This window comes from Streptomyces sp. NPDC101490, assembly GCF_044767145.1.
GTDB lineage: Bacteria > Actinomycetota > Actinomycetes > Streptomycetales > Streptomycetaceae > Streptomyces.
In genome coordinates, this window is sequence record NZ_JBIWNI010000002.1 from 564,623 (window position 1) to 581,172 (window position 16,550).

Consider the following 16,550-nt stretch of genomic DNA (forward strand, 5'->3'; position numbering starts at 1 on the left):
GGGGTGCGACAACGAGTTTGTGATCTCCACCACCTGACGAAGGATCATGAAGTCGGATGAGCGGTGATCTTGTTGCGCGAAGCGCCCAGGTGATCACCAGATGTGACATCCGGACCTGTCGTCGCTGCTCGGAGGGGGTGTCGCACTATCAAGTGTTGGCCATTACAAGCAAATTGGTGATGGACTGATCTTGGTGATAAAGGAACCGCTCTTCGCCCGGTCGAGGGGTCGGGCGTACCGGGGTGGACGTGTGCGCGCGTTCACGAGCGCCCGTGAGACGGTTGCGTGACCTGCGTCACACCCCGAAGGCCTCGAAGAAACGGGTCTTGGCCAACGGCTTGAAGAGGTGCTAGGCGTCGGGCAATTCGGACTTTTCAATGAAAACCCATGATCAAGCCCTAGATGAGTCGTGACCGATTTGCCCGTTACGGCGTCAATAAGGGCGCCACGGAAGCGGATTCAGAGGTTCCGAACGTAACTGTGGCGCAACCCACGTTTCTTGAAGGGAACCCCGCGGCCCTGATAGCGGTTGTTCCCATGTCCCACACCGCTCACATACCCAGCCACCGGAAGCCCCGCCGCAGCGCCTCGAAGCTCGCCCTGCGCGCCGGAGTCGCCGGTGGCGTCCTCGGCACCATCGCGGTGGCCGGTGCTGCCGGGCCGGCGAATGCCGAGCCGGTGACCGAGACCATCGAAATGCCCACCCTGGGCTCCCTGGAGACCGGCGCGGGCCTCGCCAGCGCCGTCGCCGCCTCCGCCGAGGCCTCCCAGCAGGAGGCCCTGGACCAGAGCCTCGCCACCCAGGAGAACGCGGCCCTGCAGAAGGCCGCCAAGGAAGCCAAGAAGGCCAGGGCCGAGGCCGACCGCAAGGCCGCCGCCGAGAAGGCCGAGAAGGCCCGCCTCAAGGCCGAGAAGGAGCGCCAGGAGCGTCTGGAGGCCGAGGCCCGCGCCTCCCGCACCTCCGCCCGCACCCAGCTCACCAGCACCACCAGCTCCTCGGACGAGGGCGGTTCCCGCTCCGACGGCGGCGGCTCCTCGACCTCCGGCGAGAGCACCACCCAGGCGCCCAGCGGCTCCGCCGCCGCGATCGTGGCCTTCGCCCGCGCGCAGATCGGCGACTCGTACGTCATGGGCGGCACCGGACCCAACTCCTGGGACTGCTCCGGCCTCGTCCAGGCCGCCTACCGCCAGGCCGGCATCGACCTGCCCCGCATCTCGGGCGACCAGTCGAGCATGGGCACCTCCGTCTCCCTGAGCAACCTCCAGCCGGGCGACATCCTGTACTGGGGCAGCCGCAGCGGCTCGTACCACGTCGCCGTCTACGTCGGCGGCGGCAAGTACGTCGGCGCGCAGAACCCCTCGACCGGGGTCGTCGAGCGCTCCCTGGACTGGGACACCCCCTCGGGCGCCGTCCGCATCCTCTGATCCACCCCTCTCCGTACGCCGAAGGGCCGTCACCCCCCGGGGGAGCGACGGCCCTTCGGCGTGTCCGCTCAGCGGCGCAGGGCCTCGGCCGGTTCGATCCGCGAGGCGCGCCAGGCCGGGTAGAGCCCGGCGACCACCCCGGTGACGAGGCCGACGGCCGGGGCGGCGACCACCGTCCCGGTGTGCATGACCGGCGTCCAGTCCCGCACCAGCGCCACCACGATCACCGTGGACACCCCCAGGGCCGTGCCGACGAGTCCGCCCACCGCGCCCAGAGCGCCCGATTCCGTGAGGAACTGGACGGTGATGTGCCGTCCCCTGGCACCGAGCGCGCGTCTCAGGCCGATCTCGCCGGTCCTTTCGAGGACGGCGACCAGCGTGGTGTTGGCGATGCCGACCGCTCCGATCACCAGGCAGATCGCCGCGAGCAGCAGGAACAGCTGGTCGAGGTCCCCGGTCACCCCCGCGCGCAGGCTCTTGGGGTCCGGCGGGGGCACGGCCCGCAGGTACTCCGGGTGGTCCGGGCGCAGCGCGACCGGCGCCTCCCGGGCGATCTGGGCGGCGGCGCCCGTCGCGGTGGTGATCAGCATCTTCGCGTCGCCCTGCTGCGGCGGCCCCCAGAGCTTCTCGGCGGTCGTCCTCGGCACGGTGACCGACATCAGGACGTCGGCCCTGCGCCGTACGTCGTCGATGATCCCGGCGACGGTGAAGGGCTCGTCGCCGATGAACACCGCCGGGCGGGTCTCCAGGGTCGTGATGCCGAGCCGGGCGGCGACCGACTTGCCGATGACCGCGACCGGCTGCCCGGAGCGGGAGGCGAACTCGTCGTACAGGCGCCCCTGGGCGAGGGTCGGCGAGGCCGCCCGCAGCACGCCGGGGGACGCGGCGACGACCTCGATCCGCTCGCTGCCCCCGCCGTCGCCGACCGGGGCGGAGCGGACGGCGGTGCCGGGGGCGAGCCGGACGGACCAGTAGACCCCGGCGGCCTCGACCCCGCCGAGCCGCTCGATCCGGGCGTCCGCGTCGGCGGGGAAGGCGGGGTCGGCGAACTCGTTCTGGTCGCGGGCGACGTCCTCGACGGTCACCTCGGTGGCGGTCAGCAGGTTGAACCGCGCGTCGATCTGTGAGGACGTGGTCGCGGTCAGACCGAGGATCGCCACGAAGGTGCCGACGCCGAGGACGGTGCCGAGCGCGGTGAGGACCGAGCGGCCGGGCCGCTGGAGCATTCCGGCCAGGGCCTCGGAGAGCACGTCACGGGCGGCCAGCCGGGAGGGCTCGACGATCCGCGTCCGCTTCGACGGACGGAGACGGGGGCGGAGGCGGAGTCGCTTCCGCTCGGGGCGCGGGTGGGACTCCGGGTCCGGGTCCGGAATCGGGTCCGGCTCCGCGTGCGGCTGGTGGTCCGGGTGAGGGTCCAGGTGCGGGGCCGGAATCGCGTCCGCCCGTGGCTGCTGGTACGCCTGTGACTCCCCGTCCGGCTGCGGTCGCTGGGCCGGAATCGGGTCCGCCCGCTCGTCCGGGGCCGAGGCGCGGGCGCGCCGGGTGGGGTCTTCGTCGCGCTGTGGTCGGGTCACCCGTGTCCCACCCCCGTCGGCTCGCTCAGCACCCCGTCGCGGATGGTCACCGTGCGCTGGCCTCGCTGGGCCACCTCCGCGTCATGGGTGATCACGACGATCGTCATGCCGGAGGCGTGGAGTTCGCCGAGGAGGTCCAGGACCGATCCGGCGTTGTCCGAGTCCAGGTTGCCGGTCGGTTCGTCGCACAGCAGCAGCGACGGACGGCCCGCGAGCGCGCGGGCGATGGCGACCCGCTGGCGTTCGCCGCCGGAGAGACGGCCGGGCAGCGCGTCGGCCCGGTGGGCGAGCCCCACCCGTTCGAGGGCGGTACGGGCCCGGGTGCGGCGCTCGGCGCGGGGCACCGCCGAGTAGACCATCGAGAGCATGACGTTCTCCGTGGCGCTGCGGTGCGGCAGCAGGTGGAAGGACTGGAAGACGAAGCCGATCCGCCGTCCGCGCAGGGCGGTGCGCTCCCCGTCGCGCAGGGCCGCGGTGTCGATGCCGTCGAGGAGGTACGTGCCGCCGGTGGGCGCGTCGAGCAGTCCCGCGACGTTCAGGAAGGTCGACTTGCCCGAGCCGGAGGGTCCGACGACGGTGATGAACTCACCTTTGCGCACGGTGAGTTCGCAGGGTCTCAGGGCGGTGACGGGTGGCGGGCCCGGGTAGGTCAGGCCGACCCCCCGGAAAGCGATGACCGGGACGTCCCGGCCGCTCACGGCGACCCCCCGGGGCTGCCCGCGGCCGCGCCCGGGTTCACCCCGGTGACCACCTCGTCGCCCTCCTCCAGCGCCCCGGCGGTCAGCGGGACGACCTCGACGAAGCCGTCTCCGGTGGTGCCGGTGCGGACCTCGATCCGTTCCTGCCGGCCGGTGCCGTCCACGGTGGTGACGACCGTTCTGCCGTCGACGCCCGCGGAGACGGCGGTGACCGGCACGACCAGGGCCTTGCCGTCGGTGGCGGCGGCCTCGATGGTGAGGCGCACCTCCTGGCCCGCGAGGGCCGAGGGGAGCGCGCGGACGGGTTCGACGGTGAAGAGGTAGCCGACGGCTCCGTCGCCCTGGGGCGCATCCCCTCCCCCGCCGGTGCCGCCGCCGTTTCCGCCAGAGCCCTGCGGGGTGTCCTGCTGGTCCTGCCGCTGGGTGGGGGTGTCCGCGACGGAGACGACCCGGCCCTCGGTCTCCTCGCCGGTGCTCTCGGCGAGGACGCGGACCTTCTGCCCGGCGCGGACCATGCCCTTCTGGTGGTCCTGGAGATAGCCCTGGGCCATCAGTTTCCCGGAGGACAGGGTCATCGCCGTGCCGGAGACCTGTGCTCCGGGCCGGGCGGCCACGGTGGCGACCCGGGCGGGGAAGGCCCGTACGAAGACCACTTCGGACGCCGGGACCATGGGTCCGGCGGCGGCGCGGGCCTTCCCCAGGGCCTCGCGGGCGGTGCCGAGGTCCTCGACGGCCCGGTCGCGGGCCTTCTTCAGCGGCTTCTCCTGGGCCTCGTCCTCGTTGGCGGCGAGGGCGTCGCGGGCGTCGGCGACGGCCCGTTCGGCACCGGTGACGGCCGCCTCGGCGCCGGTGACGGCGGCTCCGTCGTCGTCGACGGCGGGCCTGGGGTCGTAGCCGATGGAGGCGTAGAACGCCTCGACCGCGTTCTTGGTGCCGGGGCCGAAGGTGCCCCGGGCGTCGCCGCCCCGGCCGTGGCCGAGGGCGGCGAGCGCGCTCTGCAGCTGCCGGACGTCGTCGCCGGTGGCACCGGGCTTGAGGTCCCGGTAGACGGGCAGGCTGCCGGGCAGGACGAAGACGGGACGCCCGGAGACCTCCAGGAGCACCTTCCCCGAGCGCACCGCGTCCCCGCTCCTGACGGAGACCTTGGTGATCACGGCGGCGGTGGCGCCCTCGCCGCCCGCCCCGACGGGGGCGACCTGGACGGTCTGGCCCGCGACGACGGTGCCGCGCAGGACGACGGTCTCGGCGAGCACCCGGTTCTCGACCCGGGCGATCAGCACGTCCTGCGGCGGCGGTTCGGCCTCGGCCGCGACCTGGGCGGGCGACCGTATCAGCGAGGTCGCCGCGACTCCGGCGCCGGTGAGGGCGACCGCCCCGGCGACGAGGGCGGCGACCCAGAAGCGGCGCCGGGACATCCGGGCCCCGGCGTCGCCGCCGGGGGTCCCGGACGTCTCCGCCGTGCCGGGCGGGGTGCCGTCAGCCACCGACGACCGTCCCGCCGTCGCCCGATCCCACGCTGGGCGCGCAGGCCTTGAGGGCGGCGATCACCTTCGGGTCGCTCTTCATCCTGTCGGCGAAGGCACCGGTCAGCGGTATCTCGCCGGTCGCCGGGTCGGGGTCCGGGTAGTCGGTGACGCCCTTCTCGCGCATACAGACGGCGGTCTTCGCCGCGGCTTCGAGGCGGGAGGCGTCGGGCTTCGGACGGCCGGGCTGCTTCGCCGCGCACGCCTTCTCGGCGGAGGCGAGGGCCTCGGCCGTGTTGGCGTCCTTGTCGACGCGCTTCTCGCCGCCCTCGCTCTCCTGGAGCTTGACCCCCCGGGCGCCGAGGCAGTCGTAGTACGCGGCCCAGTCGGCGGTGCCCCCGGAGGCACCGGCCGTAGGGGCCCCGGAGGTGGGGGCCCCGGAGGTGGGGGCCCCGGAGGCACCGGTGCCCGGCGTGGACGGGGATGCGCTGTCCCCTCCGCTCGAACACCCCCCGAGCCCGAGGGCGAGGATCAGCACGGGAACGGCCATGAGGCGTCTCATCAGAAACGGTCCTTCCGACGGGGATTCCCGTCACGGGATGTCATGGGAACGCGCGGGAGGGGGCCGACGCGGCGCTGCGCTACGCCACGTGCAAGGCCCCTGCGCGGTGAGGGCCGGGCACCCGGCGGGTGCCTCGACACGCTGAGGATAGCCCGGCGCCGTCGCACCGGTAACTGTCTCAACGGACAGTAGCCGGGGAGGAGTTGCTGGTGTTCGTATGGACCCGGCCCACTCCGGGCCGCTTCGATCACACCAGCAACTACGTGAAAGGCATCGACATGCAGCGCACTGCACTCCGTCGCGTGGCCGCCACGGCCGTCGCGCTCGCCGCCCTCGGCGCGGGCGCGCTCGCCACCGCGGGCTCGGCCTCCGCCGCCACCGGCAAGAACGGCTACCTGGAGAGCGGCGAGTTCGGCCTGTTCTACAACTCCGGCCAGGGCGGCGCCGTCTTCGACCTCTTCGTCTCGGACGACAACTTCGACGACGACTGGTTCCCGGGCCCCGGCAACGGCGCCGGGCAGAAGGTGAACGACAACACCGCGTCGTACTGGAACGCCGACTCCCTGACGTGGTGGGTCTACACCGACGCCTACGCGGGCGGCATCGAGGGAAGCCTGCCGCCCGGCTACGTCGGTGACGCGTCCTCGAACTTCAAGAACAAGATCTCGTCCGCGTACTACTACAAGGCCCGTTGATCCTGACGGTCCGCAGCACCGCGGGACCGGTCCGAGTGACGGTCCGCACCACCGCGGGACCGGTCGGCCCTGACGGTCACCCGCGTCACGGGACCCGTCGTTCCTGAGGGTCCGCACCACCGCTGAACCGCCGCGACGGCCTCCGGGCCCGGCGTACGCACCACCCAGGCAGCCGTTGCTCCGCCCGAAAGAGGCGGGCAGAGCAACGGCTGCCCCCATGGTAGACACGCACCCGCCCCTGGAGCACCCATGCGCCCCTTCGCCGCCCGCGCGACCGTTCTCCTGCTGAGCGCCGCACTCCTGACCGCCTGCTCGTCCGGGTCCGGTGACGACGGCGGCGGTTCCGCGCGGGAGCCCGCGATCGGCACGGTCCCCCGGCTGCTCTCGACGACCGGGCTCTCGTTCCCGCTCGACGGCTACGCGACCACCGACGAGCAGCGGCGCAAGCTGGAGCAGGCCCAGTCCCGGGTGACGAGCGACTGCATGACCCGCTTCGGATTCACGTACGAACTGCCCGAGTCCCCCTCTCCGACCGGCGGCGCCGGGAACTCCCGCCGCTACGGTCTCACCGACGCGGCGCAGGCGGCCCGCTACGGCTACGTCCCCAACCGGGGCGCCCGGCCGCCCGCCAAGCAGCCCGCCCAGACCCTCGGCGCGACCGGCAGGCTCGCCCTGAACGGACCCGAGTTCAAGGGCGCCCAGCCGATGAGCCTGGAGGAGTCCCGGGCCAAGGACAGCGGGAAGTCCATCGACGGGCGGAAGGTCCCCGTGGGCGGCTGCCTGCGCGAGGGCTACCTCACCGTGTACGCGCCGAAGAAGGGCGCCCTGGACAGCATGTTCGTCACCAATCTGGTGATGGACGCCAACTCCCGCTCCCGCGAGGACTCCCGGGTCGTCGCCGCGGTGAAGGCCTGGTCCGCCTGCATGGCGGAGAAGGGCTACAAGGTCGACGAGCCCGTCAGCCCGCAGAGCGACCTGGGCCTCGACCCCAACGACTACGGGAGCCCCCGGGCCGTGGCCGCCGCGCGACAGGATGTCTCCTGCAAGGAACGGGCCAACCTCGTCGGCGTCTGGTACACCGTCGAGAGCGCCTACCAGAAGCGGGGCGTCGAGCAGAACGCGGAAGCGCTGAACCAGGCGAAGACCGAGCTCGACGAGCGTCTGAAGCTCGCCGCCACGCTCGCCGGCTGACCGGCGGGGCACGGTCCGGGGCACCGCCCCCTCCCCCGGACCGCCCGGCGGAAGGGGCTCTTTCCGGCCACCGGGGTGTCCCAGGGACGTCCCGGCTCCCGCGTAAGGGCAATGTTCCGTGACGCGATCCGGTTACCGTTCCCATGAGGAACCATGCCGGTCGGTTCCCGTCCAACGAACGCCGTCTCTGGGGGGAGACACATGCTTCGTCGCTGCCCGTACTGCGGTCCTGAGACCATCGGGGCCGACTCCCGGTCCGCCCGGATCAATCCCGTCACCACCGCCCTGCGCCACCTCGACTCCCTGACGGAACGGGAGATCGAGGTCCTGTCCGCGATGCCCGGCGGCGAGTCCAACACGGACCTCGCCGAGCAGCTCGGCATCACCGAGCGCACCGTCAAGTTCCACGTCACCAACATGCGGGAGAAACTGGGCGGGCTCTCGCGCGCCCAGCTCCATCTGCTCGCCCTGTTCACCGAGATGGTCTGGCCGTGCCGTCTCTGTCTGCACGACCTCCACGAGGAACGGGCGGCTGAGCCGCGTGCCCTCGCGCCCCGAGCCCCGGTGACCCCCCGGCTCGCCGCGCGCTGCGCCTGACGGCGCTCACGCCTTCGGCGCCACCTTCGACAGGCCGTTGATGACGCGGTCCATCGCGTCACCGCCCGTCGGATCGGTCAGGTTCGCCAGCATCTTCAGCGTGAACTTCATCAGCAGCGGGTGCGTCAGACCGCGCTGGGCCGCGATCTTCATGACCTTCGGGTTGCCGATGAGCTTCACGAAGGCGCGGCCCAGCGTGTAGTACCCGCCGTAGGTGTCCTTGAGGATCTGCGGGTAGTTCCGCAGGGCCAGTTCGCGCTGGGCGGGGGTGGTGCGGGCGTGCGCCTGGACGATGACGTCGGCCGCGATCTGGCCGGACTCCATGGCGTACGCGATGCCCTCGCCGTTGAAGGGGTTGACCAGGCCGCCCGCGTCACCGACGAGGAGGAGGCCCCGGGTGTAGTGCGGCTGGCGGTTGAAGGCCATCGGGAGGGCGGCGCCCCGGATCGGGGTCGTCATGTTCTCCGGGGTGAAGCCCCAGTCCTCCGGCATGGAGGCGCACCACGCCTTGAGGACCTCGCGCCAGTCCAGTTCGCGGAAGGCGTTGGAGGAGTTGAGGATGCCCAGGCCGACGTTGGAGGTGCCGTCGCCCATGCCGAAGACCCAGCCGTAGCCGGGCAGCAGGCGGTCCTGCGGGCCGCGCCGGTCCCACAGCTCCAGCCAGGACTCCAGGTAGTCGTCCTCGTGCCGGGGGGTGGTGAAGTACGTGCGGACGGCGACGCCCATCGGCCGGTCCTCGCGCCGGTGCAGGCCCATGGCGACGGACAGGCGGGTGGAGTTGCCGTCGGCGGCGACGACGAGCGGCGCGTGGAAGGTGACCTCGCGCTTCTCCTCGCCGAGCTTGGCGTGGACGCCGGTGATCCGGCCGGTGCGGTCGTCGATGACCGGGGCGCCCACGTTGCACCGCTCGTACAGGCGGGCGCCCGCCTTCTGGGCCTGCTGGGCGAGCTGCTCGTCGAAGTCGTCGCGCTTGCGGACGAGCCCGTAGTCCGGGTACGAGGCCAGTTCCGGCCAGTCGAGCTCCAGGCGCATCCCGCCGCCGATGATCCGCAGGCCCTTGTTCCGCAGCCAGCCGGCCTCTTCGGAGATGTCGATGCCCATGGCCACGAGCTGCTTGGTGGCGCGGGGGGTGAGGCCGTCGCCGCAGACCTTCTCGCGGGGGAACGCGGTCTTCTCCAGGAGGAGGACGTCGAGTCCGGCCTTGGCCAGGTAGTACGCCGTGGTGGAACCGGCCGGGCCCGCCCCGACGACGATCACATCGGCGCTGTGCTCGGAGAGGGGCTGCTCGGTCACGGCGGTTCTCCCGGAGGGTCGAGGAAGGGGCTGGTGGAAGTCTATTGCGGGGGCCCGGCGGGCCGGGGCTCAGGCCTTGAAGCCGCGGTGCAGGGCGACGATGCCGCCCGACAGGTTCCGGTAGGCGACCTTCGACCAGCCCGCCTCGGTGAGCAGGCCCGCGAGCGCGGGCTGGTCCGGCCAGGACTGGATGGATTCGGCGAGGTACACGTACGCGTCGGGGTTGGAGGAGACGGCGCGGGCCACCGGCGGCAGCGCGCGCATCAGGTACTCCTCGTAGACGGTCCGGAAGGGCGCCCAGGTGGGGTGCGAGAACTCGCAGATGACGACCCGGCCGCCGGGCTTCGTCACCCGGTGCAGCTCGCGCAGCGCGGCGCCGGTGTCCTGGATGTTCCGCAGCCCGAAGGAGATGGTGACGGCGTCGAACACGTCGTCGCGGAACGGGAGCTTCGTGCCGTCGCCCGCCGTGAACGGCATCCACGGGTGGTTCCGCTTGCCGACCCGCAGCATCCCCAGGGAGAAGTCGCAGGGGACGACGTACGCGCCCGCCCGCACGAAGGGCTGCGAGGAGGTCGCCGTCCCGGCCGCCAGGTCGAGGACCTTCTGCGCGGGCCGCGCGTCGACCGCCTTGGCGACCTCTCTGCGCCAGCGGCGGTCCTGCCCGAGGGAGAGCACGTCGTTGGTGAGGTCGTAGTTCGCCGCCACGGCGTCGAACATCGAGGCGACTTCGTGCGGCTGCTTTTCCAGGGATGCTCGGCTCACCGGGCCATTGTGGCAGCCGCCCCCCGGGCGGGCGGGGACCGGCCCCGGTGCCCGGAGAAATTTCCGCCGGAGCGCTTCAACGTTTTCCGCGCGGGCGCGCTCAGGGAAGGGTGACAGTGCTGACGAAGGGAGCGAGATGCCGTCACCGCTTGGCACGGAGGCCGGGTTCGAGGAGTTCGCCCGTTCCGCGCAGACGCGGCTGTACCGCACCGCGTACCTCCTGTGCGGAGACGCGGAGACCGCCCGCGACCTGACCCAGACCACCCTCGCCAAGCTCTTCCAGCACTGGCGGCGGGCGGCGGCGGCGGACCATCCGCACGCGTACGCCAAGACCGTGCTCACCCGCACGTTCCTGGCGGAGCGGCGGCGCCGGCTGCGCGATCTGCTCGCCTTCACCAAGACCGGCGGCCTCGGCCCGGCGCGGACCACGGAGCAGCCCGACCTCAGGGTCACGCTGCTCGCCGCGCTCGCCGAGCTTCCGCCCAGAGCCCGCGCCATGGTCGTCCTGAGGTACTGGGAGGACCTGAGTGTGGAGACCGTCGCCTCGCTCCTGCGCTGCAGCGAGGCGACGGTCAGAAGCCAGTGTTCGCGCTCACTGGCCCGGCTCCGTGAACATCTCGGCGAGCCCCATCTGTACGCCGCCGATCCCCACCTCCACCACCACGCCATCGGAAGCTGAGGCCCTAGTGGACGACGTCACGATGCTCCGCCGTGCCATGGACCGCACGGCCGACGAGCTTCCTCCCCTGCCCGATCTGGCGCCGGTCGCGGTGCGGCTGGGCCGCAGGCGCCGGGCGCGGGCCCGGTTCGCCGTCGCGGGCGGGGTGTTCGGCACGGCGACCGCCGCCGTGCTCGGGGTGTCCCTGTTCCCCGGGGGGAGCGCGGGAACGGCGGTGCCCGCCGCGCCGCCCGCCGCGTTCCCCTCGGCGTACCACCCGCCCGTGGAGGTCCGGCCGACGCCGGGACAGCCCGCGCCGGAGCAGGTGCCGGGGGCGGAGGCCGAGCGGCGGGACGAGTTCCAGCAGCAGGTGTCGGCGCTCCTTGACGAGCTGCTCCCGGCGTCGGTGACGGAGGTCAGACCGGTGGCGGGGGTGGTGTCGGACTACCGGATCACGGCGGGCGGCACGGTCTTCCCGGTGAAGCTGTCCGTACGGCCCGCGCCGGGCGAGTCCCTCCCGGCGTGCGCGGACGTCCCCGCGAAGCGGACGACCTGTGAGACGGCCGCGCTGGGCGGCGGGCGGACCGCGCACGTGTACGGGATGGCCGTGAACCGGACGGAGACGCTGGGGGCGATGGTCGTCACCCGGTACGGGCGGAGCCAGGCCCTGCTGTCGGTGGACCCGGCGGCCACGGCGTCGGCGCCGGTGACCCCGGGGCAGTTGCTGGCCGTGGTGCGCGATCCGCGCTTCACGGAGCTCCTGAAGTACGCGGACGAGCACCCGGTGCAGCCGAAGGGCTCACCGGTCCGGGGCGGCTGAGCCGCCGGGGGGCGGCTCGGCCGGAGGGGGCGGGGGCGCGGCCGGGCCCCGGGGGGGCTCGGCCGAGTGGGGGGGCACGACCAGGGGAGGGGCGGCCCCGGGGGCGATCCGAGGAAAGGAGGGGAAAGGAAAGGAGGGGAGCGGCCCGAGGGGGTCAGCGTCGTCGGTGGACCAGGCGGCCGTCGAGGGCGGTGGCCAGGCAGGTGCCGTCCCCGGCGAGGACCGCGAAGTCGGCGGGGGCGCCGGGCAGGAGGCGGCGGGGTGCCGGGCCGGGGGCGGTGACGCGCAGGCCCGAGCGGGCCACGGCGGTACGGACCTGGGGGTGGGTGAAGGGTCCCGTGAGGAGGGTCGTCCCGGTGGCGAGGAGCCGCTGGACACCCCGCCGGGCGCTGGCGCCCCAGCGGGTGTCGGTCATGCCGAGGGCGGTGAGGGCGGCGCCGGTGAGGGGGTCGGTGCCGAGTTCCTCGGCCTCGCGGGGGTCCGGCCAGTAGGCGGACTCCAGGAGGGCGACCGCGTCGGGTTCGCGGCGCCCGGGGGTGAGGACGCCGTCCCACTCGCGGACCCGGGCCCGCTCGCCGTACCGGGCGAGGAGTTCCTCGTACGGGCCGATGGCGGCGAGCCGGGCGCCCTCGACGACGACGGCGTGCCCGGCGTCGTACGCGGCGCCGGGCATCTCCTCCGCGGGGCGCACGCCCCGCACGCGGTGGATCGTCAGCACGTCGGTGTCAGCGGGCGTCGAGGAGCTTCAGCTCGGGGTGGGCGGTGCCGCCCTCGATGGCCACGGACGAGATGTGCGAGGCGACGCGGTCGTCGACCGGGTCGTTCGCCGGGTCGTCGTGGACGACGAGGTGTTCGTACGTGGTGGCGCGCTGGGCCGGGACGCGGCCCGCCTTGCGGATCAGGTCGATGATCTCCAGGCGGTTGGAGCGGTGCCGGGCACCGGCGGAGGAGACGACGTTCTCCTCCAGCATGATCGAGCCGAGGTCGTCGGCGCCGTAGTGCAGGGAGAGCTGGCCGACCTCCTTGCCGGTCGTCAGCCAGGAGCCCTGGATGTGGGCGATGTTGTCGAAGAACAGCCGGGCGATGGCGATCATGCGCAGGTACTCGAAGAGGGTGGCCTGCGTACGGCCCTTGAGGTGGTTGTTCTCGGGCTGGTACGTGTACGGGATGAAGGCGCGGAAGCCGCCCGTACGGTCCTGGACCTCACGGATCATGCGCAGGTGCTCGATCCGCTCGGCGTTGGTCTCGCCGGTGCCCATGAGCATGGTGGAGGTGGACTCGACACCGAGGCCGTGGGCGATCTCCATGATCTCCAGCCAGCGCTCGCCGCTCTCCTTGAGGGGGGCGATGGCCTTGCGGGGCCGCTCGGGCAGCAGCTCGGCGCCCGCGCCAGCGAAGGAGTCGAGGCCCGCCGCGTGGATGCGGGTGATGGCCTCCTCGACGGAGACACCGCTGATCCGGGCCATGTGGTCGACCTCGGACGCGCCGAGGGAGTGGATGACCAGCTGCGGGAAGTCCTTCTTGATGGCGGCGAAGTGGTGCTCGTAGTACTCGACGCCGTAGTCCGGGTGGTGGCCGCCCTGGAACATGATCTGGGTGCCGCCCAGCTCGACGGTCTCCGCGCAGCGGCGCAGGATGTCGTCGAGGTCGCGGGTCCAGCCCTTCTTGGTGTCCTTGGGGGCGGCGTAGAAGGCACAGAACTTGCACGCCGTCACGCAGACGTTCGTGTAGTTGATGTTCCGCTCGATGATGTACGTCGCGATGTGCTCGGTCCCCGCGTACCGGCGGCGGCGCACGGCGTCGGCGGCGGCGCCGAGGGCGTGCAGCGGCGCGGAGCGGTAGAGGTCGAGCGCCTCCTCGGGGGTGATCCGGCCACCGGCGGCGGCGCGGTCGAGAACGGACTGCAGTTCGGCCTTCTCGGTCACCGGGTGCGTCCCTTTCGGAGGGGTTCTGGACGGACCGAACCAGCGTACGCCAGCGCCCCGCGCGGGCTCCGGCGGGCTCCGCCGCGCGCGTCCGGGGGCGGGGCGGGGGCTCCGTCGTACGAGGCCGGGGGCCGGGGGCACGGGCATCGCCGTACGGGCCCCGGAGCCGGGGCGCGGGTCCCGTCGCACGAGCCCCGGCGGCCCGGACGGGCCCGTCGTACGAGTCCGGACGGACCGGGGCAACCTCCGCGCCCCGGATGCCCTCTCCTCCTTCGGAATCGTCCGATCTGCCCCGAAGGAACCGGAGTCGCACGATGACACGTCCGTCGGCACGCCTGCCCCGAAGGTCCCTCCCGTCCGCCGCCGTCCGCTCCCTGCTGGCGGTGCTGGCGCTGGCGCTCCCGCTGTCCCTGCTCGGCGGCTGTGACGACGGCCGCCCCGAGCCGCTGGTCTTCGACTCGCCGTCCTCGGGTCCCCGGGCGGCTCCCGGGGAGCCGGTGACGGTCTACCCGAAGGGGCCGCGCGCCCGGTTCACGTCGACCGGGGAGGTCGGCGACGGCACGAGCGTGGGGGTGGCGACGGTCACGGGCCGGAAGTCCGGGTTCACGGGCCAGGTGTGGGTGTGGGCGCCGCCGCAGTACGACGACCCCCGGTACGCGCACAGCGGCTTTCCGGTCCTCATGGCCCTGCCGGGCGGTCACGGGTATCCGGTGAATTACTGGATGGGGACGGACCTCGGACTCCAGTCCGACATCTCCCGGTGGTCCCGGGAGGGAAAGAGCCTTCCGTTCATCGTCGTGATGCCGGTCCTCAATCCGGACGTCCACCAGTACTACGACGGCAGTGATATTCCGGGGCAGCCGAAAATGGGCACCTGGATCGCGGAGGACGTGCCGGATTTCGTCCGGGCCAATTTCCGGACGTTCGCCTCGCGGGACGGCTGGGCCGTCATGGGGTCGTCGTCGGGGGGCTTCGTGGGGCTGAAGACGGTGCTCCTGCACCCGGACCGGTTCAAGGCGGTGATCGCGTCGGGGCCCGACCTGGTGCCGGACTCGCCGCTGTGGCGGGGGCACGAGGCGGAGCGGCTGGCGAACGATCCCGGGCGGCTCGCGGACGCCCTGGCGCGGCGGCCGGACGTGCCGGGGAACGAGCTGTACCTGGCGTTCCAGCTGGGCTCGCGGGAGACCGGGATCGGGCCGGGGGTGCGGCGGTTCGTCCAGGCGCACACGAAGGGGCCGCTGAGGAGCAGGCTGCTCGTCGTCCAGGACGGCGGGCACGACGCCCGCACCTATATCAAGGGCCTTGAGGACGGCACCCTCGAATGGATCAGCGAACAGCTCCAGCCCCCGGTGCCCGACCGGGCGTGAGCCGGGACGGGGCGGGGCGAGGGGCGGGACGGCGGCCGGTGCGAGGCGGAGGGGAAGCGGCCGGTGCCTCGGCCCCTCCGCCCCTCGCGGTGACCCGTCAGTGCCGCTCGGGCGGCAGGAGTTCGACGGCGACGTCCGCCGGGAAACCGGTGGTGGGGCCGGTCCTGCGGGCGAACTCGCGGACCCCGGCGAGCTGCTCGGGGCCGAAGCGGAAGTCGAGGGTGCGGAAGTACCGCTCCAGGAGCTCCGCGTCGAAGGCCTCCCAGCGGGCGGCCTGTTCGGCGACCTTGGTGACCTCTTCGAGGGAGAGGTCGCGCGAGGCCAGGAACGCCCGGTGCACCTCGTGGACGGTCTCCGGCTCGCGGGCCAGGTAGTCCTTGCGGGCCGCCCAGACGGCGAAGACGAACGGCAGGCCCGTCCAGTCCTTCCACATCTGCCCCAGGTCGTGGACCTGGAGGCCGAGCCGGGGGGCGTCGTGCAGGGAGGCGCGGAGCGCGGCGTCGCCGATGAGGACGGCGGCCTCCGCCTCCTGCATCATCAGGCCGAGGTCCGGCGGGCAGGTGAAGTAGTGGGGCGTCACCCCGAACTGCTCGGCGAGCAGGAGCTGCGCGAGGCGTACGGACGTGCGGGAGGTGGAGCCGAGCGCCACGCGCGCCCCGTCCAGCTCCTCCAGGGGCCGCTGGGAGACGATCACGCAGGACATGACGGGGCCGTCGCAGCCGACGGCGATGTCGGGGAGGGCGACCAGCCGGTCCGCGTTGCGGAGGTACTCGACGAGGGTGATGGGCCCGATGTCCAGGTCGCCGCGGACGAGCCGCTCGCTGAGCTTCTCCGGGGTGTCCTTGGTGAGCTCCAGGTCCAGGAGGGTTCCGGTTCTGGCCAGGCCCCAGTAGAGGGGGAGACAGTTCAGGAACTGGATGTGCCCGACGCGGGGCCGGCTGCGCTGCTGCTCGTCGGTTGCATTGTCCACATCGTGAGGCTAGACCCGTCTCGTCCCGTGGGCACCGCCGGGGCACGCGCGTCAGCACACGGAGCGAGATCAAACATGCGAGTGACGTGATCTTCCCCTCTATCCGCTCCAGGACCCTGCGTGCTAGGCTCGACGCAAGTTGCAGTTTGGTTTCCCTTGCAGTACAGAGCCTGCGGAGAATGTGACCCGCGGGCTTTTGTAGTTTTCAGACTTGTTTCAGGTTCTGGAGCAGGGCAACCCTTTGGCCCAAGGAGGGCTTATGGCTACCGGAACCGTCAAGTGGTTCAACGCTGAAAAGGGCTTCGGCTTCATCGCCCAGGACGGCGGCGGCCCGGATGTCTTCGTCCACTACTCCGCGATCAACGCGAACGGTTTCCGTTCGCTCGAGGAGAACCAGCCCGTGACGTTCGACGTCACGCAGGGCCCCAAGGGCCCGCAGGCGGAGAACGTCTCCCCGGCCTAGTTGCCCGGGTCGGCGAACCGCACGACTAGAGCAGTACCCAAGGAGCCCCGCTCCGTGTCCGCAAGGGCACGGAGCGGGGCTCCTGCC

17 protein-coding genes are annotated in these 16,550 nt (G+C 72.5%); 8 read left to right on the plus strand and 9 right to left on the minus strand.

What is annotated here, in order from left to right; genetic code table 11:
• Positions 1-537: 537 nt before the first annotated feature.
• Positions 538-1,425 carry a C40 family peptidase gene (locus ACIRQY_RS06405; protein WP_403922655.1) on the plus strand — a complete coding sequence of 296 codons (888 nt, stop codon included), beginning with the start codon at positions 538-540 and terminating at the stop codon, positions 1,423-1,425.
• Between the two features lie 68 nt (positions 1,426-1,493).
• Here ACIRQY_RS06405 and ACIRQY_RS06410 read toward each other — a convergent pair whose 3' ends face one another.
• From ACIRQY_RS06410 to ACIRQY_RS06425, 4 genes are all read right to left on the minus strand, one after another.
• Positions 1,494-2,708, minus strand: coding sequence for an ABC transporter permease (locus ACIRQY_RS06410; protein ID WP_351781170.1), 1,215 nt, complete (start codon positions 2,706-2,708; stop codon positions 1,494-1,496).
• A gap of 287 nt (positions 2,709-2,995) precedes the next feature.
• On the minus strand, positions 2,996-3,697 hold the full coding sequence (locus tag ACIRQY_RS06415) for an ABC transporter ATP-binding protein (protein ID WP_351781061.1): 702 nt from the start codon (positions 3,695-3,697) through the stop codon (positions 2,996-2,998).
• On the minus strand, positions 3,694-5,181 hold the full coding sequence (locus ACIRQY_RS06420; protein WP_403922656.1) for a peptidoglycan-binding protein: 1,488 nt from the start codon (positions 5,179-5,181) through the stop codon (positions 3,694-3,696). Before ACIRQY_RS06420 ends, ACIRQY_RS06415 begins: the two co-directional genes overlap by 4 nt.
• Complete coding sequence (locus ACIRQY_RS06425; protein WP_403922657.1) at positions 5,174-5,722, minus strand: hypothetical protein; 549 nt, start codon at positions 5,720-5,722, stop codon at positions 5,174-5,176. Before ACIRQY_RS06425 ends, ACIRQY_RS06420 begins: the two co-directional genes overlap by 8 nt.
• Before the next feature lie 209 nt (positions 5,723-5,931).
• On the opposite strand from ACIRQY_RS06425, the gene ACIRQY_RS06430 reads away from it, so the two are divergent.
• From ACIRQY_RS06430 to ACIRQY_RS06440, 3 genes are all read left to right on the plus strand, one after another.
• Positions 5,932-6,417: a peptidase inhibitor family I36 protein gene (locus tag ACIRQY_RS06430; RefSeq protein ID WP_403922658.1), complete on the plus strand. Its 486-nt coding sequence runs from the start codon at positions 5,932-5,934 to the stop codon at positions 6,415-6,417.
• A gap of 249 nt (positions 6,418-6,666) precedes the next feature.
• The gene (locus ACIRQY_RS06435) at positions 6,667-7,608 is read left to right on the plus strand and encodes a hypothetical protein (protein WP_403922659.1); all 942 of its coding nucleotides are present in this window, start codon (positions 6,667-6,669) and stop codon (positions 7,606-7,608) included.
• 201 nt (positions 7,609-7,809) lie between these two features.
• Positions 7,810-8,205 carry a helix-turn-helix transcriptional regulator gene (locus tag ACIRQY_RS06440; RefSeq protein ID WP_403922660.1) on the plus strand — a complete coding sequence of 132 codons (396 nt, stop codon included), beginning with the start codon at positions 7,810-7,812 and terminating at the stop codon, positions 8,203-8,205.
• 6 nt (positions 8,206-8,211) lie between these two features.
• Here the strand turns inward: ACIRQY_RS06440 and ACIRQY_RS06445 are convergent, their stop codons facing one another.
• Together ACIRQY_RS06445 and ACIRQY_RS06450 are read right to left on the minus strand one after the other, a co-directional pair.
• The gene (locus ACIRQY_RS06445; protein ID WP_384863866.1) at positions 8,212-9,498 is read right to left on the minus strand and encodes a geranylgeranyl reductase family protein; all 1,287 of its coding nucleotides are present in this window, start codon (positions 9,496-9,498) and stop codon (positions 8,212-8,214) included.
• 69 nt (positions 9,499-9,567) lie between these two features.
• Positions 9,568-10,260 carry a demethylmenaquinone methyltransferase gene (locus ACIRQY_RS06450; protein WP_351781048.1) on the minus strand — a complete coding sequence of 231 codons (693 nt, stop codon included), beginning with the start codon at positions 10,258-10,260 and terminating at the stop codon, positions 9,568-9,570.
• A gap of 136 nt (positions 10,261-10,396) precedes the next feature.
• Here ACIRQY_RS06450 and ACIRQY_RS06455 point away from each other — a divergent pair, with 136 nt between their 5' ends.
• Both ACIRQY_RS06455 and ACIRQY_RS06460 read left to right on the plus strand, forming a co-directional pair.
• Positions 10,397-10,939 (plus strand): SigE family RNA polymerase sigma factor, encoded by a 543-nt coding sequence (locus tag ACIRQY_RS06455; RefSeq protein ID WP_351781046.1) that lies wholly within the window; start codon positions 10,397-10,399, stop codon positions 10,937-10,939.
• Positions 10,940-10,946: 7 nt separating this feature from the next.
• The gene (locus ACIRQY_RS06460; protein ID WP_403922661.1) at positions 10,947-11,738 is read left to right on the plus strand and encodes a hypothetical protein; all 792 of its coding nucleotides are present in this window, start codon (positions 10,947-10,949) and stop codon (positions 11,736-11,738) included.
• Between the two features lie 154 nt (positions 11,739-11,892).
• Here the strand turns inward: ACIRQY_RS06460 and ACIRQY_RS06465 are convergent, their stop codons facing one another.
• Together ACIRQY_RS06465 and mqnC are read right to left on the minus strand one after the other, a co-directional pair.
• Complete coding sequence (locus ACIRQY_RS06465) at positions 11,893-12,456, minus strand: imidazolonepropionase-like domain-containing protein (protein WP_403922662.1); 564 nt, start codon at positions 12,454-12,456, stop codon at positions 11,893-11,895.
• A 7-nt stretch (positions 12,457-12,463) separates the two neighbouring features.
• Positions 12,464-13,663, minus strand: a complete 1,200-nt coding sequence (gene mqnC, locus ACIRQY_RS06470) for a cyclic dehypoxanthinyl futalosine synthase (RefSeq protein WP_351781042.1) — start codon at positions 13,661-13,663, stop codon at positions 12,464-12,466.
• A gap of 314 nt (positions 13,664-13,977) precedes the next feature.
• Between mqnC and ACIRQY_RS06475 the strand changes: the two genes are divergently transcribed.
• A complete protein-coding gene (locus ACIRQY_RS06475; protein WP_403922663.1) occupies positions 13,978-15,030 on the plus strand; it encodes an alpha/beta hydrolase in 1,053 nt (350 codons plus the stop codon).
• Between the two features lie 97 nt (positions 15,031-15,127).
• Here the strand turns inward: ACIRQY_RS06475 and ACIRQY_RS06480 are convergent, their stop codons facing one another.
• The gene (locus ACIRQY_RS06480; protein WP_351781039.1) at positions 15,128-16,000 is read right to left on the minus strand and encodes a menaquinone biosynthesis protein; all 873 of its coding nucleotides are present in this window, start codon (positions 15,998-16,000) and stop codon (positions 15,128-15,130) included.
• Positions 16,001-16,259: 259 nt separating this feature from the next.
• Between ACIRQY_RS06480 and ACIRQY_RS06485 the strand changes: the two genes are divergently transcribed.
• Positions 16,260-16,463 carry a cold-shock protein gene (locus tag ACIRQY_RS06485; protein ID WP_351781037.1) on the plus strand — a complete coding sequence of 68 codons (204 nt, stop codon included), beginning with the start codon at positions 16,260-16,262 and terminating at the stop codon, positions 16,461-16,463.
• Positions 16,464-16,550: the final 87 nt, after the last annotated feature.